Source organism: Pseudomonas sp. GM49, from assembly GCF_000282355.1.
In the GTDB taxonomy this organism is placed as follows: Bacteria; Pseudomonadota; Gammaproteobacteria; order Pseudomonadales; family Pseudomonadaceae; genus Aquipseudomonas.
The window spans coordinates 23,445-43,058 of the sequence record NZ_AKJL01000044.1; the positions used below are offsets into that span (position 1 = coordinate 23,445).

The window sequence follows — 19,614 nt, forward strand, 5'->3', positions numbered from 1 at the left end:
ATTAACCCTCGACACGCAGCATGTAGTAAGCCTTGTTGATCATCCCGCGATTCTCGGGAGTATCCTGGACTTCTACAGTGTGACCGATGCGACGCAGACCCAGACCCTTAACGCACAGTTTGTGGTTAGGGATGCGGCCGGTCATGCTTTTGATCAGCGTAACTTTAACGGTAGCCATGATCAGAAGATCTCCTTGACGCTTTTGCCACGCTTGGCGGCAATGGATTCAGGAGACTGCATTGCTTTCAAACCCTTGAAAGTGGCGTGAACCACGTTTACCGGGTTAGTCGAGCCGTAGCACTTGGCCAGAACGTTCTGAACGCCAGCAACTTCGAGGACAGCACGCATAGCGCCGCCAGCGATGATACCGGTACCTTCAGAAGCAGGCTGCATGTACACCTTCGAAGCGCCGTGAGCGGACTTCATTGCGTACTGCAGGGTGGTGCCGTTCAGATCAACCTGGATCATGTTGCGGCGAGCAGCTTCCATTGCCTTCTGGATCGCAGCAGGCACTTCACGCGACTTGCCACGGCCGAAGCCAACACGGCCTTTACCATCACCAACCACGGTCAACGCGGTGAAAGTGAAGATACGGCCGCCTTTAACGGTTTTGGCTACGCGGTTAACTTGAACCAGCTTCTCGATGTAGCCTTCGTCGCGCTTTTGGTCGTTATTTGACATAACTTAGAACTCCAGCCCAGCTTCACGAGCAGCATCAGCCAGCGCTTTAACGCGGCCGTGGTACTTGAAGCCAGAGCGGTCGAAAGCCACCTGCGAGACGCCAGCGGCCTTAGCACGCGTAGCGACCAGCTGGCCAACCTTAGTGGCCGCGTCGATGTTGCCGGTGGCACCATCACGCAGTTCTTTATCCAAAGTCGAGGCGCTTGCCAGGACTTTGTTGCCGTCGGCCGAAATGACCTGGGCGTAGATGTGCTGCGAAGAGCGGAACACGCAGAGACGCACGACTTCGAGTTCGTGCATTTTCAGGCGTGCTTTGCGAGCGCGACGCAGTCGAGTAACTTTTTTGTCGGTCATTTGCTATGCCCTACTTCTTCTTGGCTTCTTTACGACGGACGACTTCGTCCGCGTAGCGCACACCTTTGCCTTTGTACGGCTCTGGTGGACGGAAGTCGCGGATCTCGGCGGCCACTTGACCTACCAGCTGCTTGTCGATGCCCTTGATCAGGATATCGGTCTGGCTAGGAGTCTCAGCGGTGATGCCTTCCGGCAGTTCGTAATCCACTGGGTGCGAGAAGCCAAGAGCCAGGTTCAGCACTGTGCCTTTTGCTTGCGCTTTGTAACCAACACCGACCAGCTGGAGCTTGCGCTCGAAGCCTTGGCTTACGCCTTGGACCATGTTGTTTACCAACGCACGAGTGGTACCAGCCATTGCGCGAGTCTGTTGATCGCCATTGCGAGCAGCGAAACGCAGCTCACCAGCTTCTTCAACGATCTCAACGGACGAATGGATGTTCAGTTCGAGAGTGCCCTTGGCACCCTTCACCGAAAGCTGTTGGCCTGCGAATTTTACTTCGACACCGGCTGGCAGCTTAACGGGGTTCTTAGCGACGCGAGACATGCTTATCCCCCCTTAGAACACAGTGCAAAGAACTTCGCCGCCGACACCGGCAGCGCGCGCAGCACGATCAGTCATCACACCTTTGTTGGTGGAGACGATAGACACACCGAGACCGCCACGAACTTTTGGCAGATCATCGACGGACTTGTACTGACGCAGGCCTGGACGGCTAACGCGCTTCACTTCTTCGATAACCGGACGGCCTTCGAAGTACTTCAGCTCGATGGACAGCAGTGGTTTGATTTCGCTGCTGATCTGATAACCCGCAATGTAACCTTCGTCCTTCAGGACTTTGGCAACAGCTACCTTCAACGTGGAAGATGGCATGCTTACGACGGACTTTTCAGCCATCTGGGCATTACGGATACGAGTTAGCATGTCCGCTAACGGGTCCTGCATACTCATGGGCTAGACGCTCCTAATACAAAAAAATTAGCCTTGCGGCTATTACGTGTCGCCGAGAATCTCCGGGCATGAAAAACACGGGCTCAGGCGAGCCGGGTATTCTAGACACACCCCAGAAATGAATCAAGCCCCAAAAGGGGCTTGATCCAGATTCAAGGCCACCGGTGGTCAGGATCTTGCGATCCTGGACACCGAGACTTTGACAGTACTTACCAGCTGGCTTTAACCAGACCCGGTACGTCACCACGCATGGCAGCTTCACGCAGCTTGTTACGGCCGAGGCCGAACTTGCGGTAAACGCCGTGTGGACGACCGGTCAGGCGGCAGCGGTTACGCATGCGCGAAGCGCTTGCGTCACGTGGCTGCTTCTGCAGAGCTACTGTAGCTTCCCAACGCGCTTCTGGACTTGCGTTCAGATCAACGATGATAGCTTTCAGTGCTGCACGCTTCTTGGCGTACTTGGCAACCGTGAGCTGACGCTTCAGCTCGCGGTTTTTCATGCTCATCTTGGCCATGGTCCTACTCCAATCAGTTGCGGAACGGGAATTTGAACGCACGCAGCAGAGCGCGGCCTTCATCATCGTTCTTGGCAGTGGTGGTCAGGGTGATGTCCAGACCGCGGAGAGCATCGATCTTGTCGTAGTCGATTTCCGGGAAGATGATCTGCTCTTTCACGCCCATGCTGTAGTTGCCACGACCATCGAAGGACTTGGCATTCAGGCCGCGGAAGTCGCGAACCCGAGGCAGGGAGATCGACAGCAGACGATCCAGGAACTCGTACATACGCTCACGGCGCAGGGTCACTTTGACGCCGATCGGCCAACCTTCACGGACTTTAAAGCCTGCGATGGATTTGCGAGCGTAGGTCACAACGACTTTCTGGCCGGTGATCTTTTCCAGGTCAGCAACAGCGTGCTCGATGACTTTTTTGTCGCCGATCGCTTCGCCCAGACCCATGTTCAGGGTGATTTTGGTAACGCGCGGAACTTCCATCACGTTCGAAAGCTTAAGTTCTTCCTTAAGTTTCGGAGCGATTTCCTTCCGGTAAATCTCTTTTAGTCGTGCCATGGTCTTCTACCTAGCAGTGTTCAAGCATCAACCGCTTTTTGGGTCGACTTGAAGACACGAATTTTCTTACCGTCTTCTACTTTGAAACCAACGCGGTCAGCCTTGTTGGTTTCGCCGTTGAAGATGGCGACGTTGGAAGCGTGCAGTGGCGCTTCTTTCTCGACGATACCGCCCTGTACGCCCGACATCGGGTTAGGCTTGGTATGACGCTTGACCAGGTTCAGACCACCAACAACCAGACGGTTGTCAGCAAGAACCTTCAGCACCTTACCGCGCTTACCTTTGTCTTTGCCGGCGATCACGATGATCTCGTCGTCACGACGAATCTTTTGCATGTCGGATCTCCTTACAGCACTTCTGGGGCGAGCGAGACGATCTTCATGAACTTCTCGGTACGAAGCTCACGGGTCACTGGCCCAAAGATACGGGTGCCGATCGGCTCTTGCTTGTTGTTCAACAGAACAGCAGCGTTGCCATCAAAGCGGATAATGGAGCCATCAGCACGACGTACGCCGTGACGAGTGCGGACTACAACAGCAGTCATCACTTGGCCTTTTTTCACTTTACCGCGAGGAATTGCTTCCTTCACGGTAACTTTGATGATGTCACCGATACCAGCGTAACGACGATGGGAGCCACCCAGCACCTTGATGCACATAACACGGCGAGCGCCGCTGTTATCGGCCACATCGAGCATGGATTGAGTCTGAATCATATAATTTCTCCGACCCCTAGTCCTTAGACTTCCACAGCGCGTTCGAGAACATCAACCAGCGCCCAAGACTTGGTCTTGGCCAAAGGACGAGTTTCACGAATAGTGACTTTGTCGCCGATGTGGCACTGATTGGTTTCGTCGTGCGCGTGCAGCTTAGTCGAACGCTTAACGTATTTACCGTAGATCGGGTGCTTAACGCGACGCTCGATCAGAACGGTGATGGTTTTGTCCATCTTGTCGCTGACAACACGGCCAGTCAGCGTACGGACAGTTTTTTCGGCTTCAGCCATGATTACTTACCTGCCTGCTGGTTGAGCACAGTCTTCACGCGAGCGATGTCACGCTTAACTTGCGAGAGCAGATGAGACTGCCCCAACTGGCCAGTTGCTTTCTGCATACGCAGATTGAACTGGTCGCGCAGCAGGCCGAGCAGTTGCTCGTTCAGCTGCTGTGCGGATTTTTCACGAAGTTCATTCGCTTTCATCACATCACCGTCCGTTTAACAAAGGAGGTGGCGAGCGGCAGCTTTGCAGCAGCCAGGGCGAAAGCCTCACGCGCCAGCTCTTCAGAAACACCCTCGATTTCATACAGGACTTTGCCTGGCTGAATCTGGGCAACCCAGTACTCCACGTTACCCTTACCTTTACCCATACGAACCTCGAGAGGTTTTTTGGAGATCGGCTTGTCCGGGAATACACGGATCCAGATCTTGCCGCCACGTTTTACGTGACGGGTCAGAGCACGACGCGCTGACTCGATCTGACGAGCGGTGAGACGACCACGAGCAACAGACTTCAGCGCGAACTCGCCGAAGCTGACTTTGCTACCGCGCAATGCCAGGCCACGGTTGTGACCAGTCATTTGCTTGCGGAACTTCGTACGCTTTGGTTGCAACATTTGGCGTACCCCTTACTTAGCAGCTTTTTTACGAGGCGCTGGTGCTTGTGGTTTCAGTTCTTCTTGGCGACCACCAATTACTTCGCCTTTGAAGATCCAAACCTTTACACCGATCACACCGTAAGTGGTGTGAGCTTCGTAGTTGGCATAGTCGATGTCGGCACGCAGGGTGTGCAATGGCACACGACCTTCGCGATACCATTCAGTACGTGCGATTTCAGCACCGCCGAGACGACCGCTCACTTGGATTTTGATGCCTTTGGCACCAATGCGCATGGCGTTCTGTACGGCGCGCTTCATAGCACGACGGAACATTACGCGACGCTCCAGCTGCTGAGCTACGCTCTGCGCAACCAGCATACCGTCGAGCTCCGGCTTGCGGATCTCTTCGATATTGATGTGCACAGGCACACCCATTTGCTTGGTCAGGTCCTGACGCAGTTTCTCAACATCTTCACCTTTCTTCCCGATAACGATACCTGGACGAGCGGTGTGGATGGTGATGCGTGCAGTTTGGGCCGGACGATGGATATCGATACGGCTTACGGACGCGCTTTTTAGTTTGTCTTGGAGGTACTCACGCACATTCAGATCTGCGAGCAAATAGTCCGCATAAGTCCGACCGTCTGCGTACCAGACGGAGGTGTGCTCCTTGACGATTCCCAGGCGAATGCCAATGGGATGTACTTTCTGACCCATCTCTTCGACTCCGTTACTTGTCAGCAACCTTGACAGTGATATGGCAAGACCGCTTGACGATGCGATCAGCACGGCCTTTGGCACGTGGCATGATGCGCTTCAGCGAACGCCCTTCGTTGACGAAAACAGTGCTGACCTTCAGGTCATCAACGTCTGCGCCTTCGTTATGCTCGGCGTTGGCTACGGCCGACTCCAGCACTTTCTTCATGATCTCGGCGGCTTTCTTACTGCTGAAAGCCAACAGGTTGAGCGCTTCGCCCACCTTCTTCCCGCGGATCTGGTCGGCGACCAAGCGGGCTTTCTGGGCGGAGATTCGAGCGCCCGACAACTTAGCGGCTACTTCCATTTCCTAACCCCTTAACGCTTGGCTTTCTTGTCTGCCACGTGCCCGCGATAAGTGCGGGTACCGGCGAACTCGCCCAGTTTGTGGCCGACCATGTCTTCGTTCACGAGAACTGGGACGTGCTGACGACCGTTGTGTACTGCGATGGTCAGACCGACCATTTGTGGCAGGATCATCGAACGACGCGACCAGGTTTTCACCGGTTTGCGATCGTTCTTTTCCGCCGCCACTTCGATCTTCTTCAGTAGGTGAAGATCGATAAAAGGACCTTTTTTCAGAGAACGTGGCACTGTCGTATCCCTCTATTTACTTGCGACGACGGACGATCATTTTGTCGGTACGCTTATTACCACGAGTCTTCGCGCCCTTAGTCGGGAAGCCCCATGGCGATACCGGATGACGACCACCAGAGGTACGACCTTCACCACCACCATGTGGGTGGTCAACCGGGTTCATGGCAACACCACGAACGGTTGGGCGAACGCCACGCCAGCGTTTGGCACCAGCTTTACCCAGCGAACGCAGGCTGTGCTCGGAGTTCGAGACTTCGCCCAGGGTCGCACGGCATTCAGCCAGCACTTTACGCATCTCACCAGAACGCAGACGCAGGGTCACGTAAACGCCTTCACGGGCGATCAGCTGAGCCGAAGCACCAGCGGAACGAGCGATCTGAGCGCCTTTACCTGGCTTCAATTCGATGCCGTGTACGGTGCTACCAACTGGAATGTTACGCAGTTGCAGAGCGTTGCCCGGCTTGATCGGCGCCAAGGCACCTGCGATCAGCTGGTCGCCAGCGCTCACGCCTTTAGGGGCGATGATGTAGCGACGCTCGCCATCTGCGTACAGCAGCAGAGCGATGTGAGCAGTACGGTTTGGATCGTATTCGATACGCTCGACAGTGGCAGCGATGCCATCTTTGTCGTTGCGACGGAAGTCGACCAGACGATAATGCTGCTTATGACCACCACCGATGTGACGAGTGGTAATACGGCCATTGTTGTTACGACCACCAGACTTCGATTTCTTCTCGAGCAGCGGTGCGTGAGGAGCGCCTTTATGCAGCTCCTGGTTGACCACCTTGACCACAAAACGGCGGCCAGGGGAAGTCGGTTTGCATTTAACGATTGCCATGATGCACCCCTTCCTTACTCAGCACTGCTGCTGAAATCGAGATCTTGGCCTGGCTGAAGGGAGATAACTGCCTTCTTCCAGTCATTACGCTTGCCCAGACCGCGAGCAGTGCGCTTGCTCTTACCCAGAACATTCAGGGTAGTAACACGCTCTACTTTCACGCTGAACAGGCTTTCGACGGCCTTCTTGATTTCCAGCTTGGTTGCGTCAGTAGCAACCTTGAAAACGAACTGGCCTTTCTTGTCTGCCAGAACCGTAGCCTTCTCGGAAACGTGTGGGCCAAGCAGAACTTTAAATACGCGTTCCTGGTTCATCCCAGCAGCTCCTCGAATTTCTTCACGGCCGACACGGTGATCAACACCTTGTCGTATGCGATCAGACTAACTGGATCGGAACCTTGCACGTCACGTACATCTACGTGTGGCAGGTTACGAGCAGCCAGGTACAGGTTCTGATCAACAGCGTCGGACACGATCAGAACGTCGGTCAGGCTCATGTTGTTCAGTTTGCCCAGCAGGTCTTTGGTTTTCGGCGTTTCAACGGCGAAATCCTGAACCACGACCAGACGATCAGTACGCACCAGCTCAGCAAGGATGGAACGCATTGCTGCGCGATACATCTTCTTGTTCAGCTTCTGGGAGTGATCCTGAGGACGAGCTGCGAAAGTGGTACCGCCGCCACGCCAGATTGGGCTACGGATAGTACCGGCACGAGCACGGCCAGTACCTTTCTGACGCCATGGGCGCTTGCCGCCACCACGAACGTCGGAACGGGTCTTTTGCTGCTTGGAACCCTGACGGCCGCCGGCCATGTAGGCCACGACTGCTTGGTGAACCAGCGTCTCGTTGAATTCGCCGCCAAATGTCAGTTCGGAAACTTCGATCGCTTGAGCGTCATTTACATTTAATTGCATGTCAGCTTCCCCTTAACCGCGAGCCTTGGCTGCTGGACGTACAACCAAGTTGCCGCCAGTAGCGCCAGGAACAGCGCCCTTGACCAACAACAGATTGCGTTCAGCGTCCACGCGCACTACTTCGAGGGACTGCACGGTCACGCGCTCAGCGCCCATATGACCGGACATTTTTTTGCCCTTGAATACACGACCAGGAGTCTGGCACTGGCCGATAGAGCCTGGAACGCGGTGGGATACGGAGTTACCGTGGGTGTTATCTTGCCCGCGGAAATTCCAACGCTTGATCGTACCCTGGAAGCCTTTACCCTTGGACTGACCGGTTACATCAACCAGTTGACCAGCGGCGAAGATTTCAGCGTTGATCAGATCGCCGGCCTGGTACTCGCCTTCTTCAAGACGGAATTCCATTACGGTACGACCAGCGGCAACGTTCGCTTTAGCGAAGTGGCCAGCCTGAGCTGCTGTTACACGCGAAGCACGACGCTCGCCGACAGTGACTTGCACTGCACGATAGCCATCGGTCTCTTCAGTTTTGAACTGGGTGACGCGATTCGGTTCGATCTCAATGACCGTGACCGGAATGGAGACACCTTCTTCGGTGAAAATACGGGTCATACCGCATTTACGACCGACTACACCAATAGTCATGTTGTAAACCTCATGAGTGTACGGGGCTTTCACCCGCTATGGCCGCCCATTTCAGAGCGTTACACGACTAAGACCGAGTCTTAGCCGAGGCTGATCTGCACTTCCACACCGGCCGCAAGATCAAGCTTCATAAGAGCGTCAACGGTTTTATCCGTTGGCTGGACGATGTCCAGAACACGCTTATGAGTACGGATCTCGTACTGGTCACGCGCGTCTTTGTTGACGTGCGGGGAGACCAGAACGGTGAACCGCTCTTTACGGGTAGGCAGTGGAATTGGACCACGCACTTGAGCACCAGTACGTTTCGCGGTTTCCACGATTTCCTGGGTTGATTGGTCGATCAGGCGATGGTCGAAAGCCTTCAACCTGATACGGATTTGCTGATTTTGCATTGGATTTCAGACTCCGGCTGCTATTCCCACCGGGCGCAATACGCCCGTTAAAAGGAGGCGCAATTCTATAGACGCCCCAGATGGGTGTCAACCCAATAAAAAAGCCCCCGCTGAGCGGGGGCTTTTCAAAGCATCGAAGCTATCTCAAAAGAGATGCTTACTCGATGATTTTGGCTACGACGCCAGCGCCGACGGTACGACCGCCTTCACGGATAGCGAAACGCAGACCGTCTTCCATTGCGATGGTCTTGATCAGGGTAACTTCCATCTGGATGTTATCACCTGGCATTACCATTTCAACGCCTTCTGGCAGCTGGCAGTTACCAGTCACGTCAGTAGTACGGAAGTAGAACTGTGGACGGTAGCCTTTGAAGAACGGAGTGTGACGACCGCCTTCTTCCTTGCTCAGAACGTAAACTTCTGCGGTGAACTTGGTGTGCGGCTTAACCGAACCTGGCTTGACCAGAACCTGGCCACGCTCAACGTCGTCACGCTTGGTACCACGCAGCAGAACGCCGCAGTTCTCGCCAGCACGACCTTCGTCGAGCAGCTTGCGGAACATTTCAACACCGGTGCAGGTGGTGGTGGTGGTGTCACGCAGACCAACGATTTCCAGTGCATCCTGAACGCGAACGATACCGCGCTCGATACGACCAGTTACAACAGTACCGCGACCGGAGATCGAGAATACGTCTTCGATTGGCATCAGGAACGGCTTGTCGATAGCACGCTCTGGCTCTGGGATGTAGCTGTCCAGAGTTTCTACCAGCTTCTTGACGGCAGTGGTGCCCATCTCGTTGTCATCTTTGCCTTCCAGCGCCATACGGGCCGAACCAATGATGATTGGAGTGTCGTCACCTGGGAAGTCGTAAGTGCTCAGCAGATCGCGCACTTCCATCTCTACCAGTTCCAGCAGCTCAGCGTCGTCTACCAGGTCAGCCTTGTTCAGGAAAACCACGATGTACGGAACGCCTACCTGGCGGGACAGCAGGATGTGCTCACGGGTTTGTGGCATCGGACCATCAGCGGCCGAGCAAACCAGGATCGCGCCGTCCATCTGGGCAGCACCGGTGATCATGTTCTTCACATAGTCAGCGTGACCTGGGCAGTCAACGTGAGCGTAGTGACGAATCTTCGAGTTGTACTCGACGTGCGCGGTGTTGATGGTGATACCACGAGCTTTTTCTTCTGGCGCGCTGTCGATCTTGTCGAATTCAACGATTGCGGAACCGAAAACTTCGGAGCAAACGCGAGTCAGAGCTGCGGTCAGAGTGGTTTTACCGTGGTCAACGTGACCGATAGTGCCAACGTTGACGTGCGGTAGGGAACGATCAAATTTTTCTTTAGCCACGACAATTAACTCCTTGCCTAAAGGACTGAATCAGCCTTGTTTTTTGGTTACAGTTTCGACGATGTGCGACGGAGCTGTATTGTATTTTTTGAATTCCATAGAGTAGCTTGCGCGACCCTGGGACATGGAACGAACGTCGGTCGCATAACCGAACATCTCGCCCAGCGGAACTTCGGCACGAATTACTTTGCCGGAGACCGTGTCTTCCATACCCAAGATCATGCCGCGACGACGGTTAAGGTCGCCCATCACGTCACCCATATAGTCTTCAGGCGTAACAACCTCTACCGCCATGATCGGCTCGAGCAACTCACCACCGCCCTTCTGGGCCAGTTGCTTGGTCGCCATGGAAGCAGCCACCTTAAACGCCATCTCGTTCGAGTCGACGTCGTGGTAAGAACCATCAAACACGGTAGCCTTCAGGCCGATCAGCGGATAGCCGGCAACAACGCCGTTCTTCATCTGCTCTTCGATACCCTTCTGGATAGCCGGGATGTATTCCTTAGGAACCACACCACCCACTACTTCGTTCACGAATTGCAGACCTTCCTGACCTTCGTCAGCAGGAGCAAAACGGATCCAGCAATGGCCGAACTGGCCACGACCACCGGACTGACGAACGAACTTGCCTTCGATTTCGCAGTTCTTCGTGATGCGCTCACGATACGAAACCTGAGGCTTGCCGATGTTGGCTTCGACGTTGAACTCACGGCGCATCCGGTCAACCAGGATGTCCAGGTGCAGCTCGCCCATGCCAGAGATGATCGTTTGACCAGTCTCTTCATCAGTCTTGACGCGGAAAGACGGGTCTTCCTGAGCAAGCTTGCCCAGAGCGATACCCATTTTTTCCTGGTCATCCTTGGTCTTAGGCTCAACGGCAACCGAAATAACCGGCTCCGGGAAGTCCATGCGAACCAGGATGATTGGCTTGTCAGCGTTGCACAAGGTTTCACCAGTGGTGACGTCCTTCATGCCGATCAAGGCCGCGATGTCACCAGCGCGCACTTCCTTGATCTCTTCACGGGCGTTTGCGTGCATTTGCACCATACGGCCCACGCGCTCTTTCTTGCCTTTGACCGAGTTGATCACGCCGTCGCCGGAGGCCAACACGCCCGAGTAAACACGGACGAAAGTCAAGGTACCCACGAATGGGTCGGTAGCGATCTTGAACGCCAGAGCCGAGAACGGCTCGTTGTCGTCTGCATGACGCTCCATTTGCTTTTCCTCGTCATCCGGGTCAGTACCCTTGATGGCAGGAATGTCGGTTGGAGCCGGCAGGTAGTCGATAACGGCGTCGAGAACCAGGGGAACACCCTTGTTCTTGAAGGAAGAACCGCAAACAGCCAGAACGATCTCACCAGCGATAGTACGCTGACGCAGAGCACCCTTGATTTCCTCGATGGTGAGTTCTTCACCTTCAAGGTACTTGTTCATCAGTTCTTCGCTGGCTTCGGCCGCAGCCTCAACCATGTTGTTGCGCCACTCTTCAGCCAGCTCCTGCAGTTCAGCAGGGATAGCTTCGCGACGCGGAGTCATGCCCTTGTCAGCATCGTTCCAGTAAACCGCTTCCATGGTCATCAGATCGATCTGACCCTGGAAGTTGTCTTCGGAACCGATAGCCAACTGGATCGGCACCGGAGTGTGACCCAGACGCTGCTTGATCTGAGCGATCACACGCAGGAAGTTCGCACCGGCACGGTCCATCTTGTTCACGTAAACGATACGTGGAACACCGTACTTGTTGGCTTGACGCCATACGGTTTCGGACTGAGGCTCAACGCCGGAAGTACCACAGAACACAACGACCGCGCCGTCGAGTACGCGCAGGGAACGCTCAACTTCAATAGTGAAGTCTACGTGGCCCGGGGTATCGATAACGTTGAAACGGTACTGGTCCTTGTGCTGCTTCGCAGAACCCTGCCAGAAGGCGGTAATGGCAGCAGAAGTAATGGTAATACCACGCTCCTGCTCCTGCACCATCCAGTCTGTGGTCGCGGCGCCGTCATGCACCTCGCCCATTTTGTGACTTTTGCCAGTGTAAAAAAGGACGCGCTCAGTGGTGGTGGTTTTACCAGCATCCACGTGTGCAACGATACCAATGTTACGGTAGCGATTAATCGGTGTTGTACGAGCCATAAAGCCCTCGCAAAATGAGTGACGCTAAAATTAGAAGCGGTAGTGCGAGAAAGCCTTGTTGGCTTCAGCCATACGGTGAACGTCTTCACGCTTCTTAACTGCAGCACCTTTACCTTCGGCAGCGTCCAACAGTTCGCCAGCCAAACGCAGAGCCATAGACTTCTCGCCGCGCTTGCGGGCGTAGTCTACCAACCAGCGCATTGCCAGAGCGTTACGACGGGAAGGACGAACCTCGACCGGAACCTGGTAAGTAGCACCACCAACGCGGCGCGACTTCACTTCGACCAGCGGAGCGATGGCGTCGAGTGCTTTTTCGAAGAGTTCCAGGGGATCGGTGCCGGCCTTACGAGCCTTCACGGTATCCAGGGCACCATAAACGATACGCTCGGCAACGGCTTTCTTGCCGCTTTCCATTACGTGGTTCATGAATTTGGCGAGGATTTGGCTTCCGTATTTCGGATCGTCCAGAATCTCACGCTTGGCTGCTACGCGACGTCTTGGCATTGATAAGCCCTCAAACGGTCTTCAGGTTAGCCCGGGACAGATCCTGTGGATACGTGCCCGACCTTACTCTTATCGACTCAATAAAATTAAATACTGCAAAACGACCGATTACTTCGGACGCTTGGTACCGTACTTCGAACGACCCTGGTTACGACCTTTAACACCGGAAGTATCCAACGAACCGCGAACGGTGTGGTAACGAACACCTGGCAAGTCTTTTACACGACCGCCGCGGATCAGTACCACGCTGTGCTCTTGCAGGTTGTGGCCTTCACCACCGATGTACGAGGAAACCTCGAAACCGTTGGTCAGACGCACACGGCATACTTTACGCAGTGCCGAGTTAGGTTTTTTCGGCGTGGTGGTGTACACACGGGTGCACACGCCACGGCGTTGCGGGCAGTTCTGCAGCGCAGGCACGTCGGATTTCTCGACGATACGCTTACGCGGCTGACGTACCAGCTGGTTGATAGTTGCCATCTACTAGCTCCACTGTTGTCTTGCGACGCTATTGTCTTGCAAGAAAAGCAAAATGGCAGGAACGAGTTCCCGCCAAATTTAGGGGTACAAGAGTCTAAAGAGGATCTTGTCCCCAGTCAAGGCAAGGCCCCGCCCTCCCCGCTCATCCAATCCCGACAAATTGTCTCGATTCGATGAACGGAGCGACCAGGGCCTCACACTCATTTACCGCAGAACTCAGTTACCGCTCGAGTTCAGCGCTTCGGTCAGTGCAGCTTCCACTTCACTGGCGCTTACGCGCAACGGCTTGTCTGCATCACGGCGGCGCTTACGCTCGCTGTGATAAGCCAGACCGGTACCGGCCGGGATCAGACGACCCACGACCACGTTTTCTTTCAGGCCGCGCAGGTAATCGCGCTTGCCGGTTACCGCCGCTTCGGTCAGTACGCGAGTGGTTTCCTGGAAGGAAGCCGCCGAGATGAACGATTCGGTGGACAACGACGCCTTGGTGATACCCAGCAGAACGCGAGTGAACTTGGAGACAAACTTGTCTTCGCCGCTCAGACGCTCGTTCTCTACCAGTACGTGAGTCAATTCCATCTGGTCGCCCTTGATGAAACTGGAATCGCCGGATTCAGCGATCTCAACTTTACGCAGCATCTGACGCAGGATGGTCTCGATGTGCTTGTCGTTGATCTTCACGCCTTGCAGACGGTAAACGTCCTGGATCTCGTTAACGATGTACTTGGCCAGCGCACTCACACCCAGCAGACGCAGGATGTCGTGTGGATCGCTCGGGCCGTCGGAGATAACTTCGCCGCGGTTTACCTGTTCGCCTTCGAAGACGTTCAGGTGACGCCACTTCGGAATCAGCTCTTCGTACGGATCGCTACCGTCGTTCGGGGTAATGACCAGACGGCGCTTGCCCTTGGTCTCTTTACCGAACGCGATGGTGCCGCTGACTTCAGCCAGAATCGACGCTTCTTTCGGACGACGGGCTTCGAACAGGTCAGCAACACGCGGCAGACCACCGGTGATGTCACGGGTCTTCGAAGTTTCTTGCGGGATACGAGCGATAACATCACCGATCGCGATCTTCGCACCATCCGCTACACCGACCAGGGCGTTGGCTGGCAGGAAGTACTGAGCGATTACGTCAGTGCCTGGCAGCAACAGATCCTTGCCGTTGTCGTCGACCATCTTCACGGCAGGACGGATGTCCTTACCGGCAGCTGGACGATCTTTGGCGTCGAGTACTTCAATGTTGGTCATACCGGTCAATTCGTCAGTCTGACGCTTGATCGTGATGCCTTCTTCCATGCCCACGTAGGTCACGGTACCTTTCATCTCGGTAACGATCGGGTGAGTGTGCGGATCCCACTTGGCCACGATTGCGCCAGCGTCGACCTTGTCACCTTCCTTAACCGAAATCACAGCACCGTACGGCAGCTTGTAACGCTCACGCTCACGACCGAAGTCATCAGCGATGGCCAGCTCACCGGAACGGGATACGGCAACCAGGTGGCCGTCCACTCGCTCAACGTGCTTCAGGTTATGCAGACGGACGGTACCGCCATTCTTCACCTGAACGCTGTCGGCTGCGGAGGTCCGGCTTGCCGCACCACCGATGTGGAACGTACGCATCGTCAGCTGGGTACCCGGCTCACCGATGGACTGGGCGGCGATAACGCCGACCGCTTCACCGATGTTCACCTGGTGACCACGAGCCAGATCGCGGCCGTAGCACTTGGCGCAAATGCCGTAGCGGGTTTCGCAGCTGATCGGCGAACGCACGATCACTTCGTCGATGCTGTTCAGCTCGATGAACTCGACCCACTTTTCGTCTACCAGGGTGCCGGCAGGAACGATGACGTCCTCGGTACCTGGCTTGAATACGTCACGGGCAATAACACGACCCAATACGCGCTCACCCAACGGCTCTACAACGTCACCGCCTTCAATGTGCGGAGTCATCAGCAGGCCGTGCTCGGTGCCGCAATCGATCTCGGTTACAACCAGATCCTGTGCCACGTCTACCAGACGACGAGTCAGGTAACCGGAGTTAGCGGTTTTCAACGCGGTATCCGCCAGACCTTTACGAGCACCGTGAGTGGAGATGAAGTACTGGAGTACGCTCAAACCTTCACGGAAGTTCGCAGTAATCGGCGTTTCAATGATGGAACCGTCCGGCTTGGCCATCAGGCCACGCATACCGGCCAGCTGACGAATCTGTGCTGCGGAACCCCGCGCACCCGAGTCAGCCATCATGTACATCGAGTTGAAGGACTCCTGGTCGACTTCGACGCCATGACGGTCGATGACTTTCTCTTTCGAGAGGTTGGCCATCATCGCCTTGGAAACTTCGTCGTTCGCCTTGGACCAAAGGTCGATCACTTTGTTGTACTTCTCGCCCTGGGTTACCAGGCCGGAGGCGTACTGACTTTCGATCTCTTTCACTTCGTCGGTGGCTGCACCGATGATGCGGGCTTTTTCATCCGGGATAACGAAGTCGTTAACACCGATGGAAACGCCGGAAATGGTCGAATAGGCAAAACCGGTGTACATCAACTGGTCAGCGAAGATCACGGTCTCTTTCAGACCAACCACGCGGTAGCACTGGTTGATCAGCTTGGAGATCGCCTTTTTCTTCATCGGCAGGTTGACGACGTCGTACGACAGACCTTTTGGCACAACCTGGAACAACAGCGCACGGCCGACAGTGGTGTCGACGATACGAGTGTTGGTCACGCTGCCGCCGTCACGGTCGTTGACGGTTTCGTTGATCCGCACTTTGACCTTGGCGTGCAGTGCGGCTTCGCCGGCACGGAACACACGGTCAACTTCCTGCAGATCCGCGAACACACGACCTTCGCCCTTGGCGTTGATCGCTTCACGCGTCATGTAGTACAGACCCAATACAACGTCCTGCGACGGAACGATGATTGGCTCACCGTTGGCTGGCGACAGAATGTTGTTGGTCGACATCATCAACGCACGCGCTTCCAGCTGGGCTTCCAGCGTCAGCGGTACGTGCACGGCCATTTGGTCGCCGTCGAAGTCGGCGTTGTACGCGGCGCAGACCAGCGGGTGCAGCTGGATAGCCTTACCTTCGATCAGTACCGGTTCAAACGCCTGGATACCCAGACGGTGAAGGGTCGGCGCACGGTTGAGAAGAACCGGGTGTTCGCGAATCACTTCAGCGAGAACGTCCCAAACCTCTGGCAGCTCACGCTCGACCATCTTCTTGGCAGCCTTGATGGTGGTCGCGAGACCACGCATTTCCAGCTTGCCGAAAATGAACGGTTTGAACAGCTCGAGAGCCATCTTCTTCGGCAGACCGCACTGGTGCAGACGCAGGGTCGGACCTACGGTAATTACCGAACGACCGGAGTAGTCAACACGCTTACCGAGCAAGTTCTGACGGAAACGACCCTGCTTACCCTTGATCATGTCAGCCAGGGATTTCAGAGGACGCTTGTTGGAACCGGTGATAGCGCGGCCACGACGACCGTTGTCGAGCAGTGCATCGACGGCTTCCTGCAACATACGCTTTTCGTTGCGCACGATGATGTCCGGAGCGGACAGATCCAGCAGGCGCTTCAAACGGTTGTTACGGTTGATCACTCGACGATACAGATCGTTGAGGTCGGAAGTCGCGAAGCGACCGCCATCCAGCGGGACCAGTGGACGCAGATCTGGCGGCAGAACCGGCAGAACGGTCAGCACCATCCACTCTGGCAGGTTGCCGGAACCCTGGAAGGCTTCCATCAACTTCAGACGCTTGGACAGCTTCTTGATCTTGGTTTCGGAGTTGGTTTGCGGAATTTCTTCACGCAGGCGGCCAATCTCGTGCTCCAGGTCGATAGCGTGCAGCAGTTCGCGGACAGCTTCGGCACCCATGCGGGCATCGAAATCGTCGCCGAACTCTTCCAGCGCTTCGAAGTACTGCTCGTCGTTCAGCAGCTGACCTTTTTCAAGGGTGGTCATGCCTGGATCGATAACGACGTAGCTCTCGAAGTAGAGAACGCGTTCGATATCACGCAGGGTCATGTCCATCAGCAAGCCGATACGGGACGGCAGCGATTTCAGGAACCAGATGTGGGCAACAGGCGAAGCCAGTTCGATGTGCGCCATGCGCTCACGACGAACTTTTGCCAGCGCGACTTCAACGCCGCACTTCTCGCAGATCACGCCACGGTGCTTCAAGCGCTTGTACTTACCGCACAGGCACTCGTAATCCTTTACCGGGCCAAAGATCTTGGCGCAGAACAGGCCGTCACGCTCGGGTTTGAACGTACGGTAGTTGATGGTTTCCGGCTTTTTAACTTCACCGAACGACCACGAACGGATCATCTCAGGCGATGCCAATCCGATACGGATGGCGTCGAACTCTTCGACTTGACCCTGGTTTTTCAGCAAATTCAGTAGGTCTTTCAAGGCCTTTCCTCCTGGCGGAGCAGAGAGCGGGCAATCCTGCCCCGCTCTCGATTCGCGTCACGTGTTATTCGGTTTCCAGATCGATATCGATGCCGAGGGAACGAATTTCCTTGATCAACACGTTGAAGGACTCGGGCATGCCCGGCTCCATACGGTGATCGCCATCCACGATGTTTTTGTACATCTTGGTACGGCCGTTCACATCGTCCGACTTCACTGTGAGCATTTCTTGCAGAGTGTAAGCGGCACCGTATGCTTCCAGTGCCCAGACCTCCATCTCCCCGAAACGCTGACCACCGAACTGCGCCTTACCACCCAGCGGCTGCTGGGTAACCAGGCTGTACGAACCGGTAGAACGAGCGTGCATCTTGTCGTCTACCAAGTGGTTCAGCTTCAGCATGTACATGTAGCCAACGGTAACCGGGCGCTCGAACTTGTTGCCGGTACGGCCGTCGGTCAGCTGCATCTGGCCGCTTTCTGGCAGGTCTGCCAGTTTCAGCATGGCCTTGATTTCGCTTTCCTTGGCGCCGTCGAACACTGGAGTGGCCATTGGAACGCCGCCACGCAGGTTTTGAGCCAGATCCAGGATCTCCTGGTCGGAGAAGTCATCGAGGCTTTCCTGACGACCGCCGATCTCGTTGTAGATCTCGTGCAGGAATTTACGCAGCTCGGCAACCTTGCGCTGCTCTTCAACCATGCGGTTGATCTTCTCGCCCAGACCTTTGGCCGCGAGGCCCAGGTGGGTTTCAAGGATCTGACCGACGTTCATACGCGAAGGTACGCCCAACGGGTTGAGGACGACGTCGACCGGGGTGCCATTGGCATCGTGCGGCATGTCTTCAACCGGCATGATCACGGAGACCACACCCTTGTTACCGTGACGACCGGCCATCTTGTCGCCCGGCTGGATGCGACGACGGATTGCCAGGTAAACCTTGACGATTTTCAGCACGCCTGGAGCCAGGTCATCGCCCTGCTGCAGTTTGCGCTTCTTGTCTTCGAACTTGTCGTCCAGCAGACGGCGACGATCAACGATGTAGGCCTGGGCCTTCTCGAGCTGCTCGTTCAGAGCATCTTCAGCCATGCGCAGTTTGAACCACTGGCCGTGCTCAAGACCGTCGAGAACTTCATCGGTGATGTCCTGGCCTTTCTTCAGACCGGCGCCGCCTTCGGCTTTGTGGCCGACCAGAGCGGAACGCAGACGTTCGAAAGTTGCACCTTCAACGATGCGGAACTCTTCGTTCAGGTCCTTGCGGATCTCGTCCAGCTGGGACTTCTCGATCGACAGGGCACGAGCATCACGCTCAACGCCGTCGCGGGTGAAGACCTGTACGTCGATGACAGTACCTTTGGTACCGGTAGGTACACGCAGGGAAGTGTCTTTAACGTCGCTGGCTTTTTCACCGAAGATCGCACGCAGCAGTTTTTCTTCCGGAGTCAGTTGGGTCTCGCCTTTCGGAGTGACCTTACCGACCAGGATGTCGCCTGCGCCAACTTCAGCACCTACGTAAACGATACCGGCTTCGTCCAGCTTGTTCAGAGCCGCTTCACCCACGTTAGGGATGTCGGCAGTGATTTCCTCTGGGCCAAGCTTGGTGTCACGGGCCACACAGGTCAGTTCCTGAATGTGGATCGTGGTGAAACGGTCTTCCTGAACAACACGCTCGGACAGGCAGATGGAGTCTTCGAAGTTGAAGCCGTTCCATGCCATGAACGCGATGCGCATGTTCTGACCCAGTGCCAGTTCACCCATGTCGGTGGACGGGCCGTCGGCCATGATGTCGCTACGCTGAACCCGATCACCCTTACGCACCAGCGGACGCTGGTTGATGCAGGTGTTCTGGTTGGAGCGGGTGTACTTGGTCAGATTGTAGATGTCGACACCGGCTTCACCGGTTTCAACTTCGTCATCGGCAACACGAACCACGATACGGCTT

Annotated in this window: 26 protein-coding genes; all 26 read right to left on the reverse strand. The window is 55.5% G+C overall.

The genetic code is table 11. The features are described 5' to 3' along the window. Nucleotide 1 precedes the first annotated feature (1 nt). A complete protein-coding gene (gene rpmD, locus PMI29_RS24870) occupies nucleotides 2–178 on the reverse strand; it encodes a 50S ribosomal protein L30 (RefSeq protein WP_003176408.1) in 177 nt (58 codons plus the stop codon). A gap of 2 nt (nucleotides 179–180) precedes the next feature. After that, a complete protein-coding gene (rpsE, locus tag PMI29_RS24865; RefSeq protein ID WP_003186035.1) occupies nucleotides 181–681 on the reverse strand; it encodes a 30S ribosomal protein S5 in 501 nt (166 codons plus the stop codon). A 3-nt stretch (nucleotides 682–684) separates the two neighbouring features. Further along, a complete protein-coding gene (gene rplR / locus PMI29_RS24860; protein ID WP_003186037.1) occupies nucleotides 685–1,035 on the reverse strand; it encodes a 50S ribosomal protein L18 in 351 nt (116 codons plus the stop codon). Between the two features lie 10 nt (nucleotides 1,036–1,045). Next, nucleotides 1,046–1,579 carry a 50S ribosomal protein L6 gene (rplF, locus tag PMI29_RS24855; protein ID WP_003176412.1) on the reverse strand — a complete coding sequence of 178 codons (534 nt, stop codon included), beginning with the start codon at nucleotides 1,577–1,579 and terminating at the stop codon, nucleotides 1,046–1,048. 12 nt (nucleotides 1,580–1,591) lie between these two features. After that, nucleotides 1,592–1,984 carry a 30S ribosomal protein S8 gene (rpsH, locus tag PMI29_RS24850; protein ID WP_003186040.1) on the reverse strand — a complete coding sequence of 131 codons (393 nt, stop codon included), beginning with the start codon at nucleotides 1,982–1,984 and terminating at the stop codon, nucleotides 1,592–1,594. 209 nt (nucleotides 1,985–2,193) lie between these two features. Further along, nucleotides 2,194–2,499, reverse strand: a complete 306-nt coding sequence (gene rpsN, locus PMI29_RS24845) for a 30S ribosomal protein S14 (protein WP_003176414.1) — start codon at nucleotides 2,497–2,499, stop codon at nucleotides 2,194–2,196. Between the two features lie 13 nt (nucleotides 2,500–2,512). Then, the gene (gene rplE / locus PMI29_RS24840) at nucleotides 2,513–3,052 is read right to left on the reverse strand and encodes a 50S ribosomal protein L5 (RefSeq protein WP_003210069.1); all 540 of its coding nucleotides are present in this window, start codon (nucleotides 3,050–3,052) and stop codon (nucleotides 2,513–2,515) included. 20 nt (nucleotides 3,053–3,072) lie between these two features. Beyond that, a complete protein-coding gene (rplX, locus tag PMI29_RS24835) occupies nucleotides 3,073–3,387 on the reverse strand; it encodes a 50S ribosomal protein L24 (RefSeq protein ID WP_003186046.1) in 315 nt (104 codons plus the stop codon). An 11-nt stretch (nucleotides 3,388–3,398) separates the two neighbouring features. Beyond that, on the reverse strand, nucleotides 3,399–3,767 hold the full coding sequence (gene rplN, locus PMI29_RS24830) for a 50S ribosomal protein L14 (RefSeq protein WP_002555479.1): 369 nt from the start codon (nucleotides 3,765–3,767) through the stop codon (nucleotides 3,399–3,401). A gap of 23 nt (nucleotides 3,768–3,790) precedes the next feature. Further along, nucleotides 3,791–4,057, reverse strand: coding sequence for a 30S ribosomal protein S17 (gene rpsQ, locus PMI29_RS24825; protein ID WP_003176419.1), 267 nt, complete (start codon nucleotides 4,055–4,057; stop codon nucleotides 3,791–3,793). 2 nt (nucleotides 4,058–4,059) lie between these two features. Beyond that, a complete protein-coding gene (gene rpmC / locus PMI29_RS24820) occupies nucleotides 4,060–4,251 on the reverse strand; it encodes a 50S ribosomal protein L29 (protein WP_002555481.1) in 192 nt (63 codons plus the stop codon). Further along, a complete protein-coding gene (gene rplP / locus PMI29_RS24815; protein WP_003228729.1) occupies nucleotides 4,251–4,664 on the reverse strand; it encodes a 50S ribosomal protein L16 in 414 nt (137 codons plus the stop codon). The genes rpmC and rplP overlap by 1 nt, the downstream gene beginning before the upstream one ends. 12 nt (nucleotides 4,665–4,676) lie before the next feature. Then, entirely contained in the window at nucleotides 4,677–5,363 is a 687-nt protein-coding gene (gene rpsC, locus PMI29_RS24810; protein WP_007970424.1) for a 30S ribosomal protein S3, read from the reverse strand. A gap of 13 nt (nucleotides 5,364–5,376) precedes the next feature. Continuing rightward, complete coding sequence (rplV, locus tag PMI29_RS24805) at nucleotides 5,377–5,709, reverse strand: 50S ribosomal protein L22 (protein ID WP_003103908.1); 333 nt, start codon at nucleotides 5,707–5,709, stop codon at nucleotides 5,377–5,379. A gap of 11 nt (nucleotides 5,710–5,720) precedes the next feature. Then, entirely contained in the window at nucleotides 5,721–5,996 is a 276-nt protein-coding gene (gene rpsS / locus PMI29_RS24800; RefSeq protein ID WP_002555486.1) for a 30S ribosomal protein S19, read from the reverse strand. Nucleotides 5,997–6,012: 16 nt separating this feature from the next. Continuing rightward, entirely contained in the window at nucleotides 6,013–6,837 is an 825-nt protein-coding gene (gene rplB / locus PMI29_RS24795) for a 50S ribosomal protein L2 (RefSeq protein WP_003186055.1), read from the reverse strand. Nucleotides 6,838–6,851: 14 nt separating this feature from the next. Further along, entirely contained in the window at nucleotides 6,852–7,151 is a 300-nt protein-coding gene (gene rplW / locus PMI29_RS24790) for a 50S ribosomal protein L23 (RefSeq protein WP_002555488.1), read from the reverse strand. Beyond that, nucleotides 7,148–7,750 carry a 50S ribosomal protein L4 gene (gene rplD, locus PMI29_RS24785; protein ID WP_003228735.1) on the reverse strand — a complete coding sequence of 201 codons (603 nt, stop codon included), beginning with the start codon at nucleotides 7,748–7,750 and terminating at the stop codon, nucleotides 7,148–7,150. Before rplD ends, rplW begins: the two co-directional genes overlap by 4 nt. Nucleotides 7,751–7,762: 12 nt before the next feature. Then, entirely contained in the window at nucleotides 7,763–8,398 is a 636-nt protein-coding gene (gene rplC, locus PMI29_RS24780) for a 50S ribosomal protein L3 (protein ID WP_003186059.1), read from the reverse strand. An 80-nt stretch (nucleotides 8,399–8,478) separates the two neighbouring features. Next, the gene (rpsJ, locus tag PMI29_RS24775; protein ID WP_003186070.1) at nucleotides 8,479–8,790 is read right to left on the reverse strand and encodes a 30S ribosomal protein S10; all 312 of its coding nucleotides are present in this window, start codon (nucleotides 8,788–8,790) and stop codon (nucleotides 8,479–8,481) included. Between the two features lie 157 nt (nucleotides 8,791–8,947). After that, complete coding sequence (tuf, locus tag PMI29_RS24770; RefSeq protein ID WP_007984412.1) at nucleotides 8,948–10,141, reverse strand: elongation factor Tu; 1,194 nt, start codon at nucleotides 10,139–10,141, stop codon at nucleotides 8,948–8,950. Between the two features lie 30 nt (nucleotides 10,142–10,171). Then, the gene (gene fusA, locus PMI29_RS24765) at nucleotides 10,172–12,277 is read right to left on the reverse strand and encodes an elongation factor G (RefSeq protein WP_007994652.1); all 2,106 of its coding nucleotides are present in this window, start codon (nucleotides 12,275–12,277) and stop codon (nucleotides 10,172–10,174) included. Nucleotides 12,278–12,307: 30 nt separating this feature from the next. Then, complete coding sequence (rpsG, locus tag PMI29_RS24760; RefSeq protein WP_007994653.1) at nucleotides 12,308–12,781, reverse strand: 30S ribosomal protein S7; 474 nt, start codon at nucleotides 12,779–12,781, stop codon at nucleotides 12,308–12,310. Between the two features lie 108 nt (nucleotides 12,782–12,889). After that, nucleotides 12,890–13,261: a 30S ribosomal protein S12 gene (rpsL, locus tag PMI29_RS24755; protein ID WP_003186084.1), complete on the reverse strand. Its 372-nt coding sequence runs from the start codon at nucleotides 13,259–13,261 to the stop codon at nucleotides 12,890–12,892. 216 nt (nucleotides 13,262–13,477) lie between these two features. Further along, the gene (gene rpoC / locus PMI29_RS24750; RefSeq protein WP_007984408.1) at nucleotides 13,478–17,677 is read right to left on the reverse strand and encodes a DNA-directed RNA polymerase subunit beta'; all 4,200 of its coding nucleotides are present in this window, start codon (nucleotides 17,675–17,677) and stop codon (nucleotides 13,478–13,480) included. Nucleotides 17,678–17,741: 64 nt separating this feature from the next. After that, the coding region (rpoB, locus tag PMI29_RS24745; protein WP_007994656.1) for a DNA-directed RNA polymerase subunit beta at nucleotides 17,742–19,614 on the reverse strand (1,873 nt) is incomplete at its 5' end.

Excerpts from the sequence above, each read along its gene's own strand:
- rpsH (WP_003186040.1), bottom strand. The coding sequence starts at position 1,984 with ATGAGTATGCAGGACCCGTTAGCGGACATGCTAACTCGTATCCGTAAT.
- rpsG (WP_007994653.1), bottom strand. The coding sequence starts at position 12,781 with ATGCCAAGACGTCGCGTAGCAGCCAAGCGTGAGATTCTGGACGATCCG.
- rplB (WP_003186055.1), bottom strand. The coding sequence starts at position 6,837 with ATGGCAATCGTTAAATGCAAACCGACTTCCCCTGGCCGCCGTTTTGTG.
- rplC (WP_003186059.1), bottom strand. The coding sequence starts at position 8,398 with ATGACTATTGGTGTAGTCGGTCGTAAATGCGGTATGACCCGTATTTTC.
- rplD (WP_003228735.1), bottom strand. The coding sequence starts at position 7,750 with ATGCAATTAAATGTAAATGACGCTCAAGCGATCGAAGTTTCCGAACTG.
- rplP (WP_003228729.1), bottom strand. The coding sequence starts at position 4,664 with ATGTTGCAACCAAAGCGTACGAAGTTCCGCAAGCAAATGACTGGTCAC.
- rplR (WP_003186037.1), bottom strand. The coding sequence starts at position 1,035 with ATGACCGACAAAAAAGTTACTCGACTGCGTCGCGCTCGCAAAGCACGC.
- rplW (WP_002555488.1), bottom strand. The coding sequence starts at position 7,151 with ATGAACCAGGAACGCGTATTTAAAGTTCTGCTTGGCCCACACGTTTCC.
- rplX (WP_003186046.1), bottom strand. The coding sequence starts at position 3,387 with ATGCAAAAGATTCGTCGTGACGACGAGATCATCGTGATCGCCGGCAAA.
- rpsC (WP_007970424.1), bottom strand. The coding sequence starts at position 5,363 with ATGGGTCAGAAAGTACATCCCATTGGCATTCGCCTGGGAATCGTCAAG.
- rplE (WP_003210069.1), bottom strand. The coding sequence starts at position 3,052 with ATGGCACGACTAAAAGAGATTTACCGGAAGGAAATCGCTCCGAAACTT.
- rplF (WP_003176412.1), bottom strand. The coding sequence starts at position 1,579 with ATGTCTCGCGTCGCTAAGAACCCCGTTAAGCTGCCAGCCGGTGTCGAA.
- rplV (WP_003103908.1), bottom strand. The coding sequence starts at position 5,709 with ATGGAAGTAGCCGCTAAGTTGTCGGGCGCTCGAATCTCCGCCCAGAAA.
- rpsJ (WP_003186070.1), bottom strand. The coding sequence starts at position 8,790 with ATGCAAAATCAGCAAATCCGTATCAGGTTGAAGGCTTTCGACCATCGC.
- rpmD (WP_003176408.1), bottom strand. The coding sequence starts at position 178 with ATGGCTACCGTTAAAGTTACGCTGATCAAAAGCATGACCGGCCGCATC.
- rpmC (WP_002555481.1), bottom strand. The coding sequence starts at position 4,251 with ATGAAAGCGAATGAACTTCGTGAAAAATCCGCACAGCAGCTGAACGAG.
- rplN (WP_002555479.1), bottom strand. The coding sequence starts at position 3,767 with ATGATTCAGACTCAATCCATGCTCGATGTGGCCGATAACAGCGGCGCT.
- rpsN (WP_003176414.1), bottom strand. The coding sequence starts at position 2,499 with ATGGCCAAGATGAGCATGAAAAACCGCGAGCTGAAGCGTCAGCTCACG.
- rpsL (WP_003186084.1), bottom strand. The coding sequence starts at position 13,261 with ATGGCAACTATCAACCAGCTGGTACGTCAGCCGCGTAAGCGTATCGTC.
- rpsE (WP_003186035.1), bottom strand. The coding sequence starts at position 681 with ATGTCAAATAACGACCAAAAGCGCGACGAAGGCTACATCGAGAAGCTG.
- fusA (WP_007994652.1), bottom strand. The coding sequence starts at position 12,277 with ATGGCTCGTACAACACCGATTAATCGCTACCGTAACATTGGTATCGTT.
- rpsQ (WP_003176419.1), bottom strand. The coding sequence starts at position 4,057 with ATGGCTGAAGCCGAAAAAACTGTCCGTACGCTGACTGGCCGTGTTGTC.